Annotated in this window: 16 protein-coding genes; 5 read left to right on the top strand and 11 right to left on the bottom strand. The window is 64.4% G+C overall.

Annotated elements, in window-relative coordinates; genetic code table 11:
* Nucleotides 1–19: 19 nt before the first annotated feature.
* The 7 genes from ACZY1I_RS17000 to ACZY1I_RS16970 all read right to left on the bottom strand — a co-directional run bounded on the left by ACZY1I_RS17000 (nt 20) and on the right by ACZY1I_RS16970 (nt 8,956).
* Entirely contained in the window at nt 20–2,887 is a 2,868-nt protein-coding gene (locus tag ACZY1I_RS17000) for a vWA domain-containing protein (RefSeq protein ID WP_463755596.1), read from the bottom strand.
* Nucleotides 2,884–3,333 (bottom strand): hypothetical protein, encoded by a 450-nt coding sequence (locus tag ACZY1I_RS16995; protein WP_463755595.1) that lies wholly within the window; start codon nt 3,331–3,333, stop codon nt 2,884–2,886. The genes ACZY1I_RS17000 and ACZY1I_RS16995 overlap by 4 nt, the downstream gene beginning before the upstream one ends.
* Before the next feature lie 146 nt (nt 3,334–3,479).
* Complete coding sequence (locus ACZY1I_RS16990) at nt 3,480–4,298, bottom strand: HAD family hydrolase (protein WP_463755594.1); 819 nt, start codon at nt 4,296–4,298, stop codon at nt 3,480–3,482.
* Nucleotides 4,295–5,404, bottom strand: coding sequence for a cysteine protease StiP family protein (locus tag ACZY1I_RS16985; protein WP_463755593.1), 1,110 nt, complete (start codon nt 5,402–5,404; stop codon nt 4,295–4,297). The genes ACZY1I_RS16990 and ACZY1I_RS16985 overlap by 4 nt, the downstream gene beginning before the upstream one ends.
* Nucleotides 5,401–6,606, bottom strand: a complete 1,206-nt coding sequence (locus tag ACZY1I_RS16980) for a phosphoribosyltransferase family protein (protein WP_463755592.1) — start codon at nt 6,604–6,606, stop codon at nt 5,401–5,403. The genes ACZY1I_RS16985 and ACZY1I_RS16980 overlap by 4 nt, the downstream gene beginning before the upstream one ends.
* The gene (locus ACZY1I_RS16975; RefSeq protein ID WP_463755591.1) at nt 6,603–7,796 is read right to left on the bottom strand and encodes an HpcH/HpaI aldolase/citrate lyase family protein; all 1,194 of its coding nucleotides are present in this window, start codon (nt 7,794–7,796) and stop codon (nt 6,603–6,605) included. Before ACZY1I_RS16975 ends, ACZY1I_RS16980 begins: the two co-directional genes overlap by 4 nt.
* Nucleotides 7,793–8,956 carry a hypothetical protein gene (locus ACZY1I_RS16970; protein ID WP_463755590.1) on the bottom strand — a complete coding sequence of 388 codons (1,164 nt, stop codon included), beginning with the start codon at nt 8,954–8,956 and terminating at the stop codon, nt 7,793–7,795. The genes ACZY1I_RS16975 and ACZY1I_RS16970 overlap by 4 nt, the downstream gene beginning before the upstream one ends.
* Nucleotides 8,957–9,147: 191 nt before the next feature.
* Between ACZY1I_RS16970 and ACZY1I_RS16965 the strand changes: the two genes are divergently transcribed.
* The 3 genes from ACZY1I_RS16965 to ACZY1I_RS16955 all read left to right on the top strand — a co-directional run bounded on the left by ACZY1I_RS16965 (nt 9,148) and on the right by ACZY1I_RS16955 (nt 11,745).
* Complete coding sequence (locus ACZY1I_RS16965) at nt 9,148–9,723, top strand: TerD family protein (protein WP_463755589.1); 576 nt, start codon at nt 9,148–9,150, stop codon at nt 9,721–9,723.
* A gap of 78 nt (nt 9,724–9,801) precedes the next feature.
* Nucleotides 9,802–10,929 carry a DUF475 domain-containing protein gene (locus tag ACZY1I_RS16960; protein WP_463755588.1) on the top strand — a complete coding sequence of 376 codons (1,128 nt, stop codon included), beginning with the start codon at nt 9,802–9,804 and terminating at the stop codon, nt 10,927–10,929.
* Between the two features lie 36 nt (nt 10,930–10,965).
* Nucleotides 10,966–11,745, top strand: a complete 780-nt coding sequence (locus ACZY1I_RS16955) for a TerD family protein (RefSeq protein WP_463755587.1) — start codon at nt 10,966–10,968, stop codon at nt 11,743–11,745.
* A gap of 49 nt (nt 11,746–11,794) precedes the next feature.
* Here ACZY1I_RS16955 and ACZY1I_RS16950 read toward each other — a convergent pair whose 3' ends face one another.
* The 3 genes from ACZY1I_RS16950 to ACZY1I_RS16940 are packed head-to-tail and all read right to left on the bottom strand — an operon-like array spanning nt 11,795 to nt 13,895.
* Nucleotides 11,795–12,553 (bottom strand): AIM24 family protein, encoded by a 759-nt coding sequence (locus ACZY1I_RS16950; protein WP_463755760.1) that lies wholly within the window; start codon nt 12,551–12,553, stop codon nt 11,795–11,797.
* A gap of 8 nt (nt 12,554–12,561) precedes the next feature.
* Nucleotides 12,562–13,263, bottom strand: a complete 702-nt coding sequence (locus tag ACZY1I_RS16945; protein ID WP_463755586.1) for an AIM24 family protein — start codon at nt 13,261–13,263, stop codon at nt 12,562–12,564.
* A gap of 8 nt (nt 13,264–13,271) precedes the next feature.
* Nucleotides 13,272–13,895, bottom strand: a complete 624-nt coding sequence (locus ACZY1I_RS16940; RefSeq protein WP_463755585.1) for an AIM24 family protein — start codon at nt 13,893–13,895, stop codon at nt 13,272–13,274.
* A 352-nt stretch (nt 13,896–14,247) separates the two neighbouring features.
* On the opposite strand from ACZY1I_RS16940, the gene ACZY1I_RS16935 reads away from it, so the two are divergent.
* Entirely contained in the window at nt 14,248–14,826 is a 579-nt protein-coding gene (locus ACZY1I_RS16935) for a TerD family protein (RefSeq protein WP_463755584.1), read from the top strand.
* Nucleotides 14,827–14,947: 121 nt separating this feature from the next.
* Nucleotides 14,948–15,256, top strand: a complete 309-nt coding sequence (locus ACZY1I_RS16930; RefSeq protein WP_463755583.1) for a hypothetical protein — start codon at nt 14,948–14,950, stop codon at nt 15,254–15,256.
* A 119-nt stretch (nt 15,257–15,375) separates the two neighbouring features.
* Here the strand turns inward: ACZY1I_RS16930 and ACZY1I_RS16925 are convergent, their stop codons facing one another.
* Nucleotides 15,376–17,361, bottom strand: a complete 1,986-nt coding sequence (locus tag ACZY1I_RS16925) for an SEC-C metal-binding domain-containing protein (protein ID WP_463755582.1) — start codon at nt 17,359–17,361, stop codon at nt 15,376–15,378.
* Nucleotides 17,362–17,597 lie beyond the last annotated feature (236 nt).

The raw sequence follows: 17,597 nt of genomic DNA, 5'->3' as shown, positions 1-17,597 counted from the left end.
CCACAAGCGGTGCAGCCGGTCACCTGAACGGGTTGGTTGGGTCACCGCCGCCTGGCGGCGGAGGTGGGCCCGGAGAACCGCTGGGCCCGAACGGATTCGGCGAACCACCGGAGTCGAACGGATTGTTCGACTCTCGCGACGGCTGCCCATACTGCGACCCACGCGACGGCGGGCCGGGCGAGAACGGACCGCCACTCGGCGGGGCACCGGCGCCGAACGGATTGCTGCTAGGCGGGTAGGACTGTCCGTACTGGCTCCCGCCGCCCGGAGCGAACGGGTTATTGCTGGCGGCCGAAGACCCTGCGGGCTCGAACGGGTTGTCGCTGCGCACTTCCGACGAAGGCGGCGGCTTCGTGCCCGTCTTCGTATTGGCAACGGTCTTGGCGACGAGGTCGGACAGCACCCGTGGCAGCGACGCGTTGACCTCACTGACAAGCCGGTCGATGACTTGGGCACCCGCATCACCGCCGACCAGCAGCACCACGGTGGCGACGTCAGGCGGGCCCGCCGGGTCGCGCAACACAAACCAGGTGTTGTGCACCGCCAGAGGCAGTTTCGCGTCCGGCGTCTTGCCGTGCATGGCTGCTGATTTCCCGGCGGCTCCGGCACGGCCCGGCGCGGACGCGACGACGAAGCCCGCGCCGAACGGTGACCGACCGATCCGGGTGCGCAAGGTGATACCGCCGAGATCCAGCCGCCGGGCCGGCTTGTCCAGTCCTTGAACGAGATTCACCAACTCACCGTCGCGTACCGCGAACGGACCGTTTTCCCGCAGCACCGATGCACCCGATACTCGGACCGGAATCTGTTGCGCCCGCAGGGCTTTGGCGGGTATCCGGGTGATGAGCCACTTCGAGAGGTACAGCAGCAGCAGCGGCACTCCCGGGCCGAGGATCAACGCCACCAGCAGCGTGAGGAGGAAGTTCGTCGTGTTCAACGGCTTGTGCAGTGAAGCGGTGAACGGCACGTCGACGGCGACAGGTCCGCGGCCACCTTCGGCCGGGGCAACCATGACTCGGACGGTGCCGTTGATCACGCCGTTGCCCTTGGACGGGATGTGTATCGCGACCGGCAGCGGCGCCTGTTGGTTCTCGGCCAGTTTCTTGCAGTTATCCGTCGAATCCGCAGTCGAGTCCAGGGTCACTTTGCCGACCCCGTCGGGAGACGCGGCAATGGTCGCCGCTCCGTCGCGCGGCACCCACGCACATCCCGGTCCGGTGACCGCGAGGCTCGCGTTGAAGGTACCGTCACCTTCGAGCACGCCGAAATCGATACGGTCGCCGATCTTCGGATAGCCGACCGGAGGAACCACGGTGACGGACAGGTCGACCCGTTGGGATGCGAGCGCAGTGCCGGGCACCAGGTTGCCGTTGGGTTCGCGCGCGTCGGCGGTGGTGATGTCCAGCGTCAGGTGGAGTGTGGCCGCACCGGGCGGGACCTGGGAGAGATCGATGACCTGCGGGGTGGTGATGCGATCCTTCGCAATGTCCACCGCGACGGGGTGTTCGGCGCCTTTGGCATCGGTCAGGACGGCGGAGAACACGGCCTTACCGGGCAGGGTCGCAGGGTCGACGGGCGACTGATGGCCATCCACCAGGCCGAACGTCAATGATGCATCCTTGTCCCCGCTGTGCAGGGCGGACTTTCCGGCACCCGGCCAAGCCGGATAGAGGTCACCGGAGATGTGAATGCTCGAGCGGGTTTTGGCGTTTCCGTCACCGACCGGATCGACGAAGACCACCGCCCAGACGCCCTGCCATTGCGGCGCTTGGGAATTGGTCATGCGGATCGATACCGACCTGCCACCCTCGGATTGGTAATCGACTTTGACGCCACCTACGTCGGCCGTCGTCGGCCCGCCCTTCAACTCTGTCGGGGAACCGTTGGGCGCGACCAAGTAGGCAACCAGCCCGGACCGATCGGCTGACGCCAGCACGCTGACGCTGCGCACCGAACGGTCCAGCACGAACCGGTGTTTGCCCTCCTCACAGATCACCCGGGCACAGGCCCCGGTGCTGTTCTCGATCGGCGGCTGTCCCGGGGTGGTGAACTTGTCGAACGCGAACAGCAGGTCGTCGATGTTCTGCGCCAGATAGAAATCGCCGGGTGTGGGGCTACGGATCGCTCCGCACGAAGTCACCGAACCCGTCGGCTGACCGGTCGCGATCGCCTTGAGCAGGTCGAAATCTGAGTTCGACTCGGGCGTGGGCGCCAGTCCGATTGCGAGGGTGACGATATTGGACGACCGCAGTTGATCGGCCAGTCCCCCGTCACGGCAGATGCTTTCCTGAGCGGCCTTGATCGTCGCGTCGATGCCGGCCTGAGAGTTCAGGTTGGTGTTCGGCGCGTACGGCTTGGTGGCGTTCCGCTGGGTGAAGTCCAACTTTCCGTCCGTGAACCATGCCAGCGCCTGGCACGGTTTGCCGTTGCCTGGTTTTGCGGCACTCCCCAACGACGACCGGGCACCGTCGAGGGCCAACCAATAGTCGGTATCGATCCCGCTGTCGCGATTCTTGAAGCCGTCGATGCCGGACTCCACCGCGGGCAAGCTGGCTGCATCGAGTTTTGTCCACCCCACCACGGGGTGATAGTCATCGGAGAAACCGGCGACGGCGATGTCGAGATTGATTCCGGAGTCGCCGGAGAACTGCGAGAGTTTGCGGGCCAGGTATTTCGCAGCGGTCACGCGGTTGTGTTGCGGATCGGTGGATTGCAGACTCCCCGACTCGTCGATCATCAGCAGGATCTGGCCGGTCTTCTGGGCCGCCAGGCAGCCGCCGAACCGGTCGGCACCCGTTTCGGCGGGCTTGGCCGCTGCCGGCGATGCGAGGGCAACCGAGACAACCAATATCGCCAGGACGGCGGCAAAGTTGCGAATGCGATTCACAGCCGGCCCACCCACAAGGCGACGCTCAGCGACGACACCACGATGCCTATCACCGCGAGCGAGGCCACCGCGGCATAGGCCATGCCAAGCCAGTCCGGGCGCAAGTAGACCGGCTCCGCGCGACGTGCAGTGTCCTGGGCAACGTAGAAAGCGAGGACGCCGATGGCAACCGGGCCGGCGAGTACCCAACCGATGAGGGCGATCCAGCTGGCCCAAAAGATCCCAGCCAGCACCGCACCAACCACCGCGATAGCGGCACCGACAGCAAGAACACTCGTCGGCGGCTTGGCGATGGTCAACGGCGCAGCGCTCGCCGACGGGGTAGGGCCGGCAGCCGGGAAACCTCCCGGAGTCGGAAAGCCGCCGGGAGTCGGAAAGCCGCTCGGACTCGGGCCGCCGATATTCGCCGCGGCACCCGAATCGAACGGGTTATACGGTGAGCCCACAGCGCACTTCCCAGGCCTCCCTTACAGGCTCTCGCGGCCCCTACAACCTGTGCCTATCCTGTCACAGGAGCTAACACCGCAGCAGCGATGCCGCAAATTCTCGCCCGGTGCACCGACAACCCTACGAGTCGCCGAAGTACCGCTGGTCAGGGCAGGCGCGACGCACTGTGATCTGCCAACCAAGCCAGTATCTCCTCGGCCGCTCGGGCGCCGCTGGAAGCGGTCACCGCGGTGCCCGGAGCACGCCAGTCGAGCGCGTGCAGCTCGCCGTGCGCCGGCCGGATCGAGTGGTCAGCGTAGCTAAGCAGATCGGCGTCCAGTGCCCCGTCTCCGGCGGCCAGCACCGGCGCGTCTTCAGTCAGGCTGCCGTCGTCAATGAGCCGCCGTCGTACTTCGGCGACCGCGTGCGACTTACGGAGTGCCTCGGGGACCGTGTAGATCTTTCGCCCCTGCCGGGAGACCACCCAGCCACGGCTTGCGCACCAACCGGCCCAGTCGTCGAGGAACGCGTCGGGCAGCCTGTCTTCGAGCACTACCAGGTAGCAGAACAGGTCTTCAGCGACGCGCAGCTTCTGCACCCAGTCGTGGCTGACGCGTGCTTGCAGGGCGGCGATGACCTCATCGAGCGGTGGTCCGCCGTCGTTGATGCGTGCGGCGATCTCCGCGCTCCAGGCGGGGTCGGCTGCCGAGTCGACGAGAATGTTGCCGCCGTTGCTGGTCACCGCGTGACGGAACGGTCCGCCAGGCAGCTCGATCCGTTGGTACTGCGCGATGGTGCGGGTGGTGGCGGGCACCACGATGCAGCGAGCGGCGAGCGCGCGCAACGCTGCCACCGCCTGGTCGGTCATGAACGACACCGGCGACCCGTCGTAGATCTCCACGCAGGTGCGCTCGACGGCCTCGCCGAAGGAACGATCCGAATAGATCAGCGTGCGGTCCAGGTCGGAAGCGATCAGCGCGCTCATCTTGCGATGTCTTTGATAAGCCCGACGCACGCATAGGCCAGGTCAGGGTCGTGCACGATCGGCACATTCCGGGCCTGCGCAAGCATGCGGATGTGTCGATGCGCGGGCTCCTCGAGATCACGCAGCACGATGCGCCACGGGACTCGTCGCAGCAGGACACGAGTGGTCTCCCCGATGCCGGGCTTGACGAAGTTGGTGTTGGCGATGCCGTACTCCTGTTGCAGCCGTTCCACGGTTGCCCATCCGGTCCAGGTCGGCGTCCGGTCGCCGGCCCGGATCTCGGCGATGCCGTCCCGGACGTCTTCGAGCACGGCGTCGAAGTGCGCCGAGACCGAGTCGAGGAAGGTAGCGGACTGATCATCCTCGGCGAGCTCACGATAGAACTTGGCGCCGTGGAAGTCGCCGGGCGCCAGGAGGCGGCGGTTGAGCACGGTGCGCGAAACCAGACCCGAGACGGTGGAGTTCAGGCACGCCGAGGCGATCAGGAAGTCGTCGCGGGTTCCGTAGGTGCGCACGCAGTGCCCGGGATCGGCGAGCACGGCCAGGTCGTCGACGAACACGACATCGGTTGCCTCGCGGTAGTCCCGTAACGCCTCGCCCAGCTCGCGGGTGATGACGCCCTTGCCGGTCCAGCCGTCCACGAACACGACGTTCTGCGGATCATGCTGAGCGGCAAGATAATCCAGGGCAACCGTGTCGATCCCGCGGTCGCGGACGATCGAGATCGCATAGTGCGGAGACTCGATGCCGTGTCGGTGCTGCACCCAACGTCGCATCAGGATGCCGATGGGCGTGCCGGCCCGCGCCAGGGACACGAAGACCAGATCGCGGCCACGCTCGGCCAGCACCAACTCGGTGACAATGCCCACCGCGACGGCCAGTCGCCGGGCACTTTCGGCGAGCACCGCAGTGAAGAGGTCCCGGTAGTCCTGATCCGGCTGGTATTCGATCGGCAGGGATTCGGCGTAATGAGCTCGGCCGCTTTGAATCTCTCGCTCGCGCTCGACGGTGTCGGCTTCCAACTGGACGGCGGACAGGTCGGTGAGCAGCCAGCTCACCTCGTCGGGTGCGTATGAGCCGAATGACGGCCCGGTGAGGGGCTTCACGGCAGCGCACCGACGAGCACGTCGTAACCCACGCCGGTCAGGACATCCACCACACCGCCGGACTCGTTCAGCCGCGACGTATCTGCAACGGAATCAATCATCAGAAGCAACTGTGCGCCGGGCCAGCCGTTGTACAAGAACCGGGGTGCCTCGTCGCCGGGCTCGCACGCACTGAACTGATATCCGCGGCGCAACGGATAGTCGGCGACGTCGTGGACGTAGGCGGGCGAACGAGTGCTCGACTGGTACAGCACCGAATAGCCAGCAGCGGAGAGTGTTTCAGCGATCCGAAGCGGCAGATACATGAACTCTTCGTGACCGACCACCAAAACCGGCCGATCAGCGTCAAGATGTTCGGCGATCCGGCCGGCCGCGGGTTCCAACGCCTTCTGCAACGCAGGACCGTCAGAACGAAGGAAGCCGTGCCGCCCACCTTCGGGGACCGACTGCGGCCACGGTACCTCGATACGGTGCCCGGTCCCCCGTCGTGGGCTGGTCGGGGTATTGAGCGTGGGCGCCGGCAGCGCGTTGACCTCGTCAATCAGCGTGGCCGGCAACGACACCCGCCCGGCTGCGAGGCTGACATGGTCGATGCGTACACCGAGCTTCTCGGATGTCTCGGTGACCGCGCCATCGCGCTCGGGTTCGCGGACATCCGCCAGGGACGCGACCACGTAATGCGATCGCGGCCGACGGTGGTGCAGCGCCCGTATCGCCGCTAATGCCGTTGTTCCCGTTGATATCTCGTCATCGACGATGACCAACGGGCGCCCCTGCTCCAACAGGTCGGCGGCGCTGGGCTGCAGCGTGTGGTCGGTCGCGTGCGAGTGGCCTTCTTGAAAGCCGGCGTAGATGTGCTCGGGCGCGGCGGACCGCCGGGTGGTGTGGATGTATAAGGCGGCATCGAGACCGTCAGCGACGCAATGTCCGAGGCTCGTCGCGGTTTCCGCCATACCCAGCACGTCGACGTCACCGTCGACCACCGACCGGACGCAGGCGGCGAGCCGATTGCCGGCGTCGATCACCGCGGCCGGCGGCGCGGCGATGTGCTTGCCCAAGACGGGCGAAACCAACAAGTGCGCGCGGCGTGGGTTGCGGCGCAGGCCGGGTAACACCAGTTCGGTGACCGAGTCGGCGCCGACGTCACCGCGGTCGAGGACAGCGAAACCGAACGTCCTTGTCGCCCATGACGATGGGGTCATCGGCCAGCAAGCACCGTCAGCAGATCGACGAAAGACACGCCCTGGCGCGCGACACCGAAGACCTGCGCGCGTCGCAGCACCTGCTGCGCCCAAATCCGATGGGGCCGTGGTTCGTTCATCTTGTTGCGGTACTCCGAGCGACGCACCCCGCTCTCCTCCGAGGCCGCCACGTCCGTCGCATCGCGGTACTCCTCGTGCGACACAACCGCCAGCGCATGCACCGCCGCCACGTGCGACGGGTGGATCACCGTCTTGCCGTGCAGTCCGTTGGCGCGGTCCAGGCTCACCTCGTGCAGCAGCGCATCGAGGTGGCGGCTCACCAGTTTGTCGCGGAACCGCACGGCGTCCTGCTCGGCGAAAGGCGTTGTCCGCAACATGGTTCGAAACAGGCGTTCGTGATCGGCGAAGTATTCCCAGACGGGTCCGGTGATCACGAATCCGGTGCCATCGGCCCGGCCGAAGCGGTTGACGATGTCACCGATCACATCGGCGACGACTCGGACGTCATAAATGGTCAGGTCGCGGTCGCGCCGAATGCCGAACAGCCCGCACATGTCGGTAGCCCCGATACGGATCGCCAGCACCGAATCCCGATACGCCGCAAGGATTTCAGCGATCGCCGCCAGCTCGGCATCGCGGCTCTGACGATAAGCCAAGGCCGGCGACTCGAATACCGGCATGCAGTACAGCCGCTTGCCGATCACCCGCGCCGCCTCCGCAACCTCCCGCAAGACGCGCTCACCACCATCTGCGGAGAACTTCGGGATCACGAAGCCGGTCAATGCATCTCGCCCGTCACCGAGGGCCCCTGCAATCTGACCAACACATTCTGGGCTGCGGACACGCACGAAAATCATTGCCCGCGTCGCCTGTTTCTTCTCGGCCAATTCATCGAGCACCGCGACCACATTGCTCAGTGCGGTACCGGCCGAGCCCTCGTCAATGGCGTCTTCGAGGTCGAGCACCATCGAGCACACACCAGCATTGGCGCGCCGCGCCACCGTCGTCGCAAGTCCGGGACGATCGGCCGGTATGTAGAGGGTGGCGCCCAGAGCGACGGCGAGCAGTTCGCGATCGGAGTCGTCGGTGAACTCTTCGGGCGCGTGAACGAACAGCCGCTCATGTTCGGACTCCGACAGGTGGTGGAAGTGTCGGATCGCCTTTACCGAAGGGGTGTGCGGGGTGCTCATCTGGCCGAACGTTGCCGGATGCGGGAAACGATCGTGCCGATAAACGTTGACACGTCCGTCAATTCACGGTGGTAGCCCCAGTAGTCCGGGTGTGGACCACCCAGCCCTTGCACGATCGCGTCGATACGCGCCGCTTGAGCGTCCAGTGCTTTTCCCCATTCGCTCACTACACCCCGGTCGACTGCTAACCGCTGGGCGTCCCTCAGCCGGAAACGAACGTCGCGTTCCCTGCTGGCTGGATCTTTGCGTAGCTCGCGAAGCATGGCAAGCCTGTCGGCGACGGCATCGATGAGTTCTTCGGCTGCGGTCAGCTCGGCACGCGATTGTGCCGCCAGCTCCAGCGCCGCCTCCGGTCCACGTTCTCGCACGGCCGCGACTGCCTGAGCGAGCAGCGAGTCGGCGCGGTTCAGGTGATCGCGACTCTTCGTCCCGTTGTTGATCAGATCGAGCGAGCTGTCGCCGTGAAACTCCCGTAGCAGCGCCGACCTGTTGGCATCCACGCTGTCGACCCGGTTCCGCAACGCATCCAATCGGGTGCGCAGCGACGCCAGCGTGTGGCGCGCCTTGTCTCCCTGCTTCGGTGCCGCGTCGAGAGTTTCTGCGACCGTGCGTGCGACTTCCTTCAGCTTCCGGCTGCGATCGCCCACATTCGCAATGTCACGTCCCTGGCGCGCCACCTCCAGGTCGTAGTACGCCACCGCGAGCTCATCGGTGACCCGCTGGACGGAGGGGTAGGCGCGCAACGCATCGTCGATTTGCTTCAATCTGCGCGTAACGTCGTCGGCTTCGGCAACGGCGGAGTCGGCCTCGGCAGACACGGCCTGCCCTCGCGCCGCTGCCGCTTGCAGGGTTGCTCCATGGCGGTTGTAGAACTGGTCCAGACTGCGGCCGGCCGAGTCGAGAAGTTGCTGTGCACGTTGCACGTTTGCCATCGGGTCGTACGAGCTCGGATTGCCGCTGGTCGGGTGGCCATCTGAGCCAGTCGCAGTCAGGTATGCCGCCGTCGCGTCGTCACACACGGTCAGCACGGCGTCGAACTGTTGCTTAAGACTTGGGTTCGGCTCGACGGCCGCGGCCGCCTGAAAGGACGATTCCACGACGTTCCGGCGATTTTCCACGTCCAAAAACGCAGCAGTCAGGGCCGCTTGCGCGGACTCCAAGTACGGATTGTTACGTGGCGCGCTTGACCGTTTGAACCACCGACCAGGCACGCACGGATTCTACCGGTGAGCTGGGGTGCACAAAGATTCTCCTCGTATTTGTCACCACGCATGTACTACCGTGGGCGTCGGTCCTGTGTTTGCAGGTACAAGTTCCGAAATGCTGTGCACAGCGTATGGAGGGGTATGGGATGGGCGTCAGTCTGAGCAAGGGCGGCAATGTCTCGTTGACGAAGCAGGCACCTAACCTGACGGCGGTCGCCGTCGGCTTGGGCTGGGACGTGCGGACCACCACGGGAGCCGACTTCGACCTGGACGCCAGCGCGATCGCGACCGGCGAGAACAAGAAGGTGCTTTCGGACTCGCACTTCATCTTCTTCAACAACCTGCGCTCCCCCGAGGGGACGATCGAGCACGCCGGCGACAACCTCACCGGTGGCGGCGACGGTGACGACGAGGTCATCAACGTCGACCTCGCGGCCTCGCCGACCAACATCACCAACATCTTCTTCGCGGTCTCCATTTATGAAGCCGACAGCCGTAGCCAGAGCTTCGGTCAGGTCCAGAACGCCTTCATCCGCGTCGTCGACCGCAACAGCGGTACCGAGCTCGCCCGCTACGACCTCTCCGAGGATGCCTCCACCGAGACCGCCATGGTTTTCGGTGAGCTCTACCGCAATGGCGCTGAGTGGAAGTTCCGCGCCATCGGTCAGGGCTACGCGTCAGGCCTCGCGGGTATCGCCCGGGATTACGGCGTAAACGTCTAACACTCGAGAGCCAGCATGCGGGTAGTCGTCGTTGCGGACGCGTCTTGACGCGTCCGCACTGGTATTAGGAGTCGGCCCATGGCGTGGCGGATATTTTGGCCCTCGATCGTGGTCACGATCATTTCGCTGATCGTCGCCGGGTTGTACGGCGGCGTCCAGGCGGTGATCCTGTGCGCGATCCTGGGTGTCCTCGAGGTCTCGCTGTCATTCGACAACGCGGTCATCAACGCCACGGTGTTGCGCCGGATGAACGAGTTCTGGCAGCGCATCTTCATCACTCTGGGCATCCTGATCGCGGTGTTCGGTATGCGGTGCGTCTTCCCGCTGCTGGTCGTATGGATCACTGCAGACCTGGCCCCGCGCGAGGCGTTCGACCGAGCACTCAACCCGCCGGAAAACCATGCCGCGTTCTTCCCGGACGGCCGTCCCAGCTACGAAACCGCGCTGACCGCGGCGCATCCCCAGATCGCCGCGTTCGGTGGCGCGTTCCTGCTGCTGTTGTTCTTGAACTTCATCTTCGACGAACGTGAGATCACCTGGTTGTCGTGGCTGGAGCGGCCGCTGGCCAAGGCCGGCAAACTCGACCAACTCGCCGTAGCGGTCGCGGGGGTGGCGATCATCCTGGCTTCGCAGTTCATCGCGGAGCCTGACAAGCGCGCCACGGTGCTGTTGTCCGGGTTGCTTGGCTTGATCCTCTACATCCTGATCGACGGACTCGGTTCGATGTTCGACGTGGAGGAAGAGGACGACGATGAGGAGGCGGAAGTCCGAAGTGGGCCTTCCGAACTCGCCAAGGTAGCGGGCAAGGCCGGCTTCTTTCTGTTCCTCTACCTGGAAGTACTCGACGCTTCGTTCTCGTTCGACGGCGTGATCGGCGCCTTTGCGATCACCGCTGACCCCATCCTCATCGCGCTCGGCTTGGGCTTCATCGGGGCGATGTTCGTGCGGTCGATCACAATCTTCTTGGTGCGCAAGGGAACTCTGTCCGAGTACGTCTACCTCGAACACGGGGCGCACTGGGCCATCGGCGCTTTGGCCGTGATCTTGCTGGTGTCGGTATCCCCCAAGTACGAGATCCCAGAGGTCGTCACTGGTTTGATCGGTGTCGTCCTGATCGGGGCCGCCTTCCTCACTAGTATCGTGCGCAATCGACGGGAAGCCGCTGGCGAGGACACCCCGGAGCTCGAGGAAGCGCCTGCCTCTTAATCCCTTTGCGGGCGAACACTTTACGAGAGGAATTCTATGGGTATCGACTACACCAAGCGACCGGGCCGCATTCCTCCGCCACCGCCGGCTCCGCCCCCAGCGAACCCTGCGTACCCACCGCCTTCTGGGTATCCCCCGCCACCGGCGTACCCTCCGCCCGCCGCTCCCCCGGCATATCCACCGCCTCAGGCGCCGCCGGCCTACCCGCCGCAGCAGCCACCCGGGGGCGGAGTCAGCCTGTCCAAGATCAAACTCACCAAAGATGCGCCACGCATCAGCCTGACCAAAGCCGGTGAGCAGCAAGGGATTATGCGGGTCAACCTGAACTGGAACACCGGCGGGTACGGCCCCGCCATCGACCTCGACCTCGGTTGCCTGTACGAGCTGGCCAGCGGGCAGAAAGGCGTCGTCCAGGCGCTGGGCAACTCCTACGGATCCGAAACCCAACCGCCCTTCATCTCGCTGGACGCCGACGACCGCACCGGATCGTCCTCCGGCGGCGAGAACATGCGCATCAATCTTCAACAGCCCGAACTGTTTAAGCGGATCCTGATCTTCGCGATGATCTACGAAGGTGCGCCGAACTGGGCGGCGGTCGACGGTGTGGTGACGATGTTCCCGACGTCCGGTCCGGAGATCGAGGTGCGGATGGACTCACCCAACAACGAGGCACGGATCTGCGCCGTCGCGCAGCTCTACTACGCGCAGGGTGGACTGCACGTCAATCGCGAGGTGCAGTACATCAACGGTGGTCAGCGGTTGCTCGACCAGGCCTATGGCTGGGGCATGCAGTGGCAGGCGGGGCGTAAGGACTAGTCGTGGCGATCGCAAGCGCGGCGAAGCCGGGCGCAGCGGGTCGCCACCATCAGACCTGGTGCTGCTGCTGAAGCTGCGCCGTGATGACGTGGTTAAGGCGTTGCAGCCCGGTGCTGGATAGGCCGCTCAGCTGAGATTCAATGCTGCGCACCAAGTTTGAGTCATTGAGCACCTTCTCGCTGGACTGGATCAGGATGGTTCCTGCACCAGTGAAGTCGAATTGGCGTTCCTCGCCGGAGTGAAAGCCCAACCGCGCCGCGCCTGCGGCGACGAAGCTGGAGATCCACCGCTGGTCGTAGTGATGACTGGGTGAGGGGCAGTCCGCCCAACCGACCAGCGCTTCGGGGTCGACGCGGGCCGGCGGTTCCACGAACATCACCGGTCCGTTGGACGATGCCAGGAATTTTCCAGTACCGATCAACGTGACGAAGCCCGGCACGATCGACTGATTCAGCGACAATCCAGGTTGGAACGCAAGGAGATTCGCGGCACGGATCGTGAGATTGCCGTCGTCGAGATCATAGGAATTGATGTCGTAGCCGCGGTCGCCGATGATGAGTTTGCCCTGGCCTTCAGCGACCGTGTAGTCACCGAAGTAGAGCGGCGCCGAGAACTGCTGCGAGACCATGTGCATCAGCCCCGCCTGCAACCCGTGGGTCAGCGCCCGAAACTCCATCTGCCCGTAGTAGGCGATCATCGCGCCCTTGCGGATGAACCACGGTTGGAGCAGGTCGATGACGAACGCGTAGGCGTTGTCCGGAATGTTGTCGTCAACCGGCAGGGTGGATGGATTGAGCACTTTGCTCAGCGGAATGCTCACAGCTTCTCCTCCGACGCCTGCACGTACACAGTTCCCTGCCCGTGACACCTCAGTTGCATTGCTTCACCCGATCCGCGGCCGACTGCGTCACGCCAACTCATCGCCGACTTCAGTTCGGTTTGCACGTTGCCGTACACGCCGACGAATGCCTGCGGATCCACGACGACCGGTGCTTGTCCGCCGACCTGAAGTTCGATCACGCCCCCGTGCGCCAGTAGGACGGCCGCGCCGTGCCCCGACAGTTGCGTGGTGAACAGGCCCTGGCCGGTCAATGCGCCACTGGCGGCGCCGCGCAACATTCCCATCATGCCGCCACCGCCTCCGCCGCCACCGGTGGAAGCCACGGACACCACCGAGGACTGCAGTCCGGCGGTGTTGGCCAGGAGCCGTGACGCCTCTACGCGCAAGACCGCCCCGGGTTGGATCTCGACGACATGGATGTCGAGGCCGGCATAGCCGTAGTGCACCTCACCGCTGCCTTGGGCGATCATGGTGCGCTGGTGTTCGCCCTGCATCATGCGGCCGGCGATACGGACGATGCCGCCCATGCCACCCATCGCTGAGGCCCCGGGCACTTGGTGTGGCGAGAATGCGACGTCGCCGGTGTAGAACAGCATCGCGCCCGTGCGGGCGACTACGCCGCCGGCTTGGCCGACGTTGACCTTGACGACCTTTGAGTTGACCTTGGCGAATACCACTGGGTCTCCTACCGCTCGGCCGGTTGGATCGAAACGAGGCCTTGGCCTTCCCACCGCAGCGAGAAGGCCTCACCGCTGCCCTGACCGACGGCGGTGCGCCACGACACGTCGGTGATAAACGATTGCTGCATTTGGCCTTTCGCGCACACGAAGGCGTCGGGATCGACGACCAGAGGATATTGCGGGGTCACTTCCAAATGGATCAGTGGGCCACCCGCGGAGAGCAATGCCACTTGCCCCTGGCCGGAGACGACCGTGGTGAACAACCCTTGGCCCGACGAGGCGCCTCTCAGTCCAGTGAAGGTGACGTTGGTTTGCAGGTTTCCCGCTAGCGCCAAGAGCTGGCGCGACTCCACCTGCAGTTGCTCGTTGTTGATGTCGATGATCGTCACGTTCTGGGCGTTGACCGCGAGGAAGACCCGGCCCTGGCCGGTGCATTCCATCAGGCTCAGTGCCTCGCCGGTGACACGCTGCTTGAGGCCGGCCAGCATGCCCGAGCCGCCGCCGAAGCCGGCGTTCTTGAACGTGACGTTGCCCTCGTAGGCGACCATGGCGCCGGTCAGCGCTTTGAAGCTGGTCCCGTTCACCTGCGCTTCGATCACCTTTTTGTGCGTTTGTATCAACCGCGCCATATATGCTCCCGGGCCCTGTGGACTTGCCAGCGCAAACGATAACCGATCGTGGGGCGCTGGTCAGCTACCTATTGGTCGGCGGTCTTTTTCACAGCGGGGTCAAACGCGCTTTCGCGGGACGGCTCAGCGTGTCTGTGGCGTTGCGTATCGTTCCGCGATGCGCTTGCTTGCTTTCACGTGCCATGGCCAGGGATCTCAATCGTGTTCAAAGACAGCAATTCTCGTTCGCAGTAAGAGGCTTGGCAGGTGTCGGCGGTAGCGAGTCATGGTCTCGGCCATCGCCGATGTACTAGCGTTGTTGACAGCGTGAGGTGCAGGTGACCAGTTCAAGAATCGTTTGGAGGGGTGTTGCATGGGCGTCGTTCTGAAGAAGGGCGGCAATGTCTCGCTGTCGAAGGAGGCAACCAACCTGACGACGGTTGCCGTCGGTTTGGGATGGGACGTCCGGAAATCAACCGGAGCCGACTTCGACCTCGACGCAAGCGCCATCATCTGCGGCGCCAACGGGAAGGTACTTTCAGACCGTCACTTTGTTTTCTACAACAACCTGCGCTCCCCCGAAGACACGGTGATCCACCAGGGCGACGACCTGGTAGGCGGCGGCGAAGGCGACAACGAGATCATCGACGTCGACCTGAAGGCCACGCCGCCGAACATCACCAACATCTTCTTTGCCGTTTCGATCTACGAAGCCGACGCGCATGGCCAGACCTTCGGGCAGGTGCAAAACGCTTTCATCCGCGTCGTCGACAGCACCAACGACCGCGAACTCGCCCGATACGACCTCGGCGAAGATGCATCGACGGAAACCGCGATGCTTTTCGGCGAGCTTTACCGGCGCAACGATGAATGGAAGTTCCGCGCCATCGGCCAGGGTTACGCGTCGGGTCTTGCGGGGATCGCCAGAGATTACGGTGTGAACGTCGAATAGCGTCGTCATGCGCTGAAAATGTTGCAGTGCAATGTTTTTCGGCGCAAGAATTTCGCATGTGGTCGGGTGCACACTGTGGTCATCTATCTCTATCGATCGACCACAGCGAGGCGAATTCAAAATGACTCGACGAATAGCAAGACTGGCAGCGGCGGCACTCTTATCCGCCGGCCTGGCGGCCACCGGCTTGGGTGCCGGCACCGCCCAAGCAGAACCCAATACCGGCACCTGGTGTCCGGGCGACCGAGTCCCCGGAGGCTTCTCCCACGATGAAGTGGACTGGGACTGGACGGTGTGCCACAAGTTCTACGCAATGTCACGCGGATATCCGCCGCAGATTGTTGGGCTGAAGGTTGAAGACGGCGCTGTAGGCGGCAACTGGCGTTTGGTCGCGGGCGAGAACACGAACCCGTGCCCTTGGTGCTTGTAGCCGGCTCTTAGCCGGCGCGTTACTATACGAAAGTCGTTTCATCACAATGGTTTCGGCTCTTCGCTCAACTACGGCTGGCCACGCGCCTAGCTGAGTCGCCGACGGGCACGGGCGGCCTCTCAGATCGCGAGCGGATCCCCCTCGGCGTCAACCAGCGCCTGGGCCGCAAACCTACGGCTGAGCACCGCGACCAGCGTTACCGCATCTGGCTCCCCCTCGAGCAAGTCGATCAGCAGGTCACGCTCGTGCAACGCGACCGGTTCCAGACCGCCGAAGAACTGCACGGTGTTCCCGGCGGGCACCACACGCGCGCACATCAGCTGACCGGGCTTCAGCTGTTGGCTGGCGGCACGCTCACGTACGTCGTGCGTGTCTCCGGTTCGCAGGTCGCGCACGGTGACGCCCTGGCCGCGTCGCACCTCATCGACCTCAAACACGGAACGCTTGACAAGCAGCCATTGCTCAGCCAGCAACCGCTCGTCGTCAGGCAGCAGTGATCCGCGAATCTCGAGGAACTCCTCGAAGGCGCCGCCCTCGAATAGCACTGCGTCGATCAACAGCGGATCGGCCAGCGCCTCGGCCACCGCGTCCTCGTCGTCTGCGGTGTAGCGACAGCGTTCGTATCCCACCTCGAATAGCAAGTCGTTCCATCCGCTCGACTCCGCGTGCTGTCCGGCCTTTGCGTACAACCAGCCGGCCCGCTCGGACAGTGGAAGTTCTTCGCGGCCCAGGTGGCACTTCTTGTACTTCAGGCCGGATCCGCACCAGCACGGCTGGTTTCGGCCGATGTCGCGGCGCGGCTCTGCCCGATATCGCGACAAGAGTTCCACCATCGGGTGATCCGGCTCAGCGCCCGCGCGGCGCAGAAACGCCAACCCGCGCTCCACGTCGCCACGATCGGACGCGATGCGGGCCAGATCGAGCAGCGGCCAAGGCCAGTCAGGATCTATCGACTCGGCTGCCAGCAATTCGCGTTCTGCCGCACCGATGTCGCCTATCCCTTCCAGGGCGACCGCGCGTAGCCAGCGACACGCGACTCGCGCTGCCTGCGGCACTTTCGGCTCCAGCACCTCGGCGAACATGCCCAGCGCAGCGGGATTGTCGGCGGCAGCCGCCTCGGTCAGAAGCAACTCGGCCAGCAGCGGATCGGCAAGCACGGCCCCGACCTCAGCGAGAAGATCGTCGAGTCCCTCGACCTCGGGTTCTGTATCGTCCGGTCCCGGTGGGTCTTCACCGTCCGCATCGGCTTCCTCCAACTGCAACGACATGCTGTCAAAAAGTTTCATTAGCGTGTGCAGCGCGAACGCGTCGTCCGGATCCAGGTCATGTCGCGTCGCGAGCGCAGCGCAGCCAAGTTCGAAACGCCAACCCTCGAAATCGAAGCCATCCGGCGCGAGTGAATTGAGGTTATAGGCCAGGCCGCAGTTGGCGACGATCTCGGACAGCGGCGGCAGCGGCTCGGTGAACGAGGCGGGGTGTTCGACGCACACCGTCCATATCGCCGGGTCGAAATAAATCGGCTCGTCGGGGTCAACTGCCGCGGCCAGGTGCGCGCCTACCGTCGCATCGGAAGCCAGCGCGGTAACGCGCCCGACCGCAAGCCCTTCCGTTGTTAGCCGCAACCCAACTATGTCTCCTTCTGCAACGCCCAATGTCTTTAGCGTGCCGGGGTTTAGGAGCAGCACCCCGGCATCGTCGACTACCTCGGCCGGGATGCCGCGCAGTTCGAGCAGCTCGTCGTCGTAGTCCGGCAGCGCAACGTGCGCCGCAGACCCGTCGACAAATCGCGCGTACTCCTCGTGCTCGCAGAGCCGGGTAATCGGGTTCAGATCCGGCGACACAACGAGCATGTCGTGGGCAACCTCATCTGCGCGAAGGCGGTGGGTGAAAACCCGCCCGGTCAGCACCGTCGGCAGCGATATCCACCTCTCATCTAACAACTGCCCTGCTGGACAATCGGTTTCGAGGTACAGGTCATCCAACACGGCTTCCGCGCTGGCCACGCCGCTGTCCTGAAGCCGTTGCGTGATTTCGTCTGTGTGCAACGGGCCGTATTCGGCCAGGATTCTTGCAACGGCCTGCTTCGTGTCAAACGCTTCCACCACGCCGACCACCCTATTCCGCGACTGGTCGAGTCAGGAGGTGCGGCGGCCGAAAGAACCGGGCTTTGCCGAGGCCGCACTCGGACCGGATGCGGCCGCCATCACCTACGCGCCTGGGACGAGTCGCGACGCCCGCTCGACCTGTTGAAGAAGGTCGGTGCCGAGCAATCACGTAGCGCAACGCGCCTCGCCCCACCCAGTCCGCCTCCCCCGCCGGACAGGTTCTGGGTCTTACATTT

The sequence above is a fragment of the Mycobacterium sp. IDUB_37 genome (assembly GCF_055419245.1).
The sequence above is the reverse complement of the archived record's forward strand: the minus strand, read 5'-3'. Positions and strand labels throughout refer to the sequence as shown.

Bases quoted from the DNA above. Each gene is read 5' to 3' on its own strand.
- ACZY1I_RS16975 (WP_463755591.1), bottom strand. From the start codon at position 7,796: ATGAGCACCCCGCACACCCCTTCGGTAAAGGCGATCCGACACTTCCAC.
- ACZY1I_RS16980 (WP_463755592.1), bottom strand. From the start codon at position 6,606: ATGACCCCATCGTCATGGGCGACAAGGACGTTCGGTTTCGCTGTCCTC.
- ACZY1I_RS16965 (WP_463755589.1), top strand. From the start codon at position 9,148: ATGGGCGTCAGTCTGAGCAAGGGCGGCAATGTCTCGTTGACGAAGCAG.
- ACZY1I_RS16955 (WP_463755587.1), top strand. From the start codon at position 10,966: ATGGGTATCGACTACACCAAGCGACCGGGCCGCATTCCTCCGCCACCG.
- ACZY1I_RS16960 (WP_463755588.1), top strand. From the start codon at position 9,802: ATGGCGTGGCGGATATTTTGGCCCTCGATCGTGGTCACGATCATTTCG.
- ACZY1I_RS16990 (WP_463755594.1), bottom strand. From the start codon at position 4,298: ATGAGCGCGCTGATCGCTTCCGACCTGGACCGCACGCTGATCTATTCG.
- ACZY1I_RS16940 (WP_463755585.1), bottom strand. From the start codon at position 13,895: ATGGCGCGGTTGATACAAACGCACAAAAAGGTGATCGAAGCGCAGGTG.
- ACZY1I_RS16935 (WP_463755584.1), top strand. From the start codon at position 14,248: ATGGGCGTCGTTCTGAAGAAGGGCGGCAATGTCTCGCTGTCGAAGGAG.
- ACZY1I_RS16930 (WP_463755583.1), top strand. From the start codon at position 14,948: ATGACTCGACGAATAGCAAGACTGGCAGCGGCGGCACTCTTATCCGCC.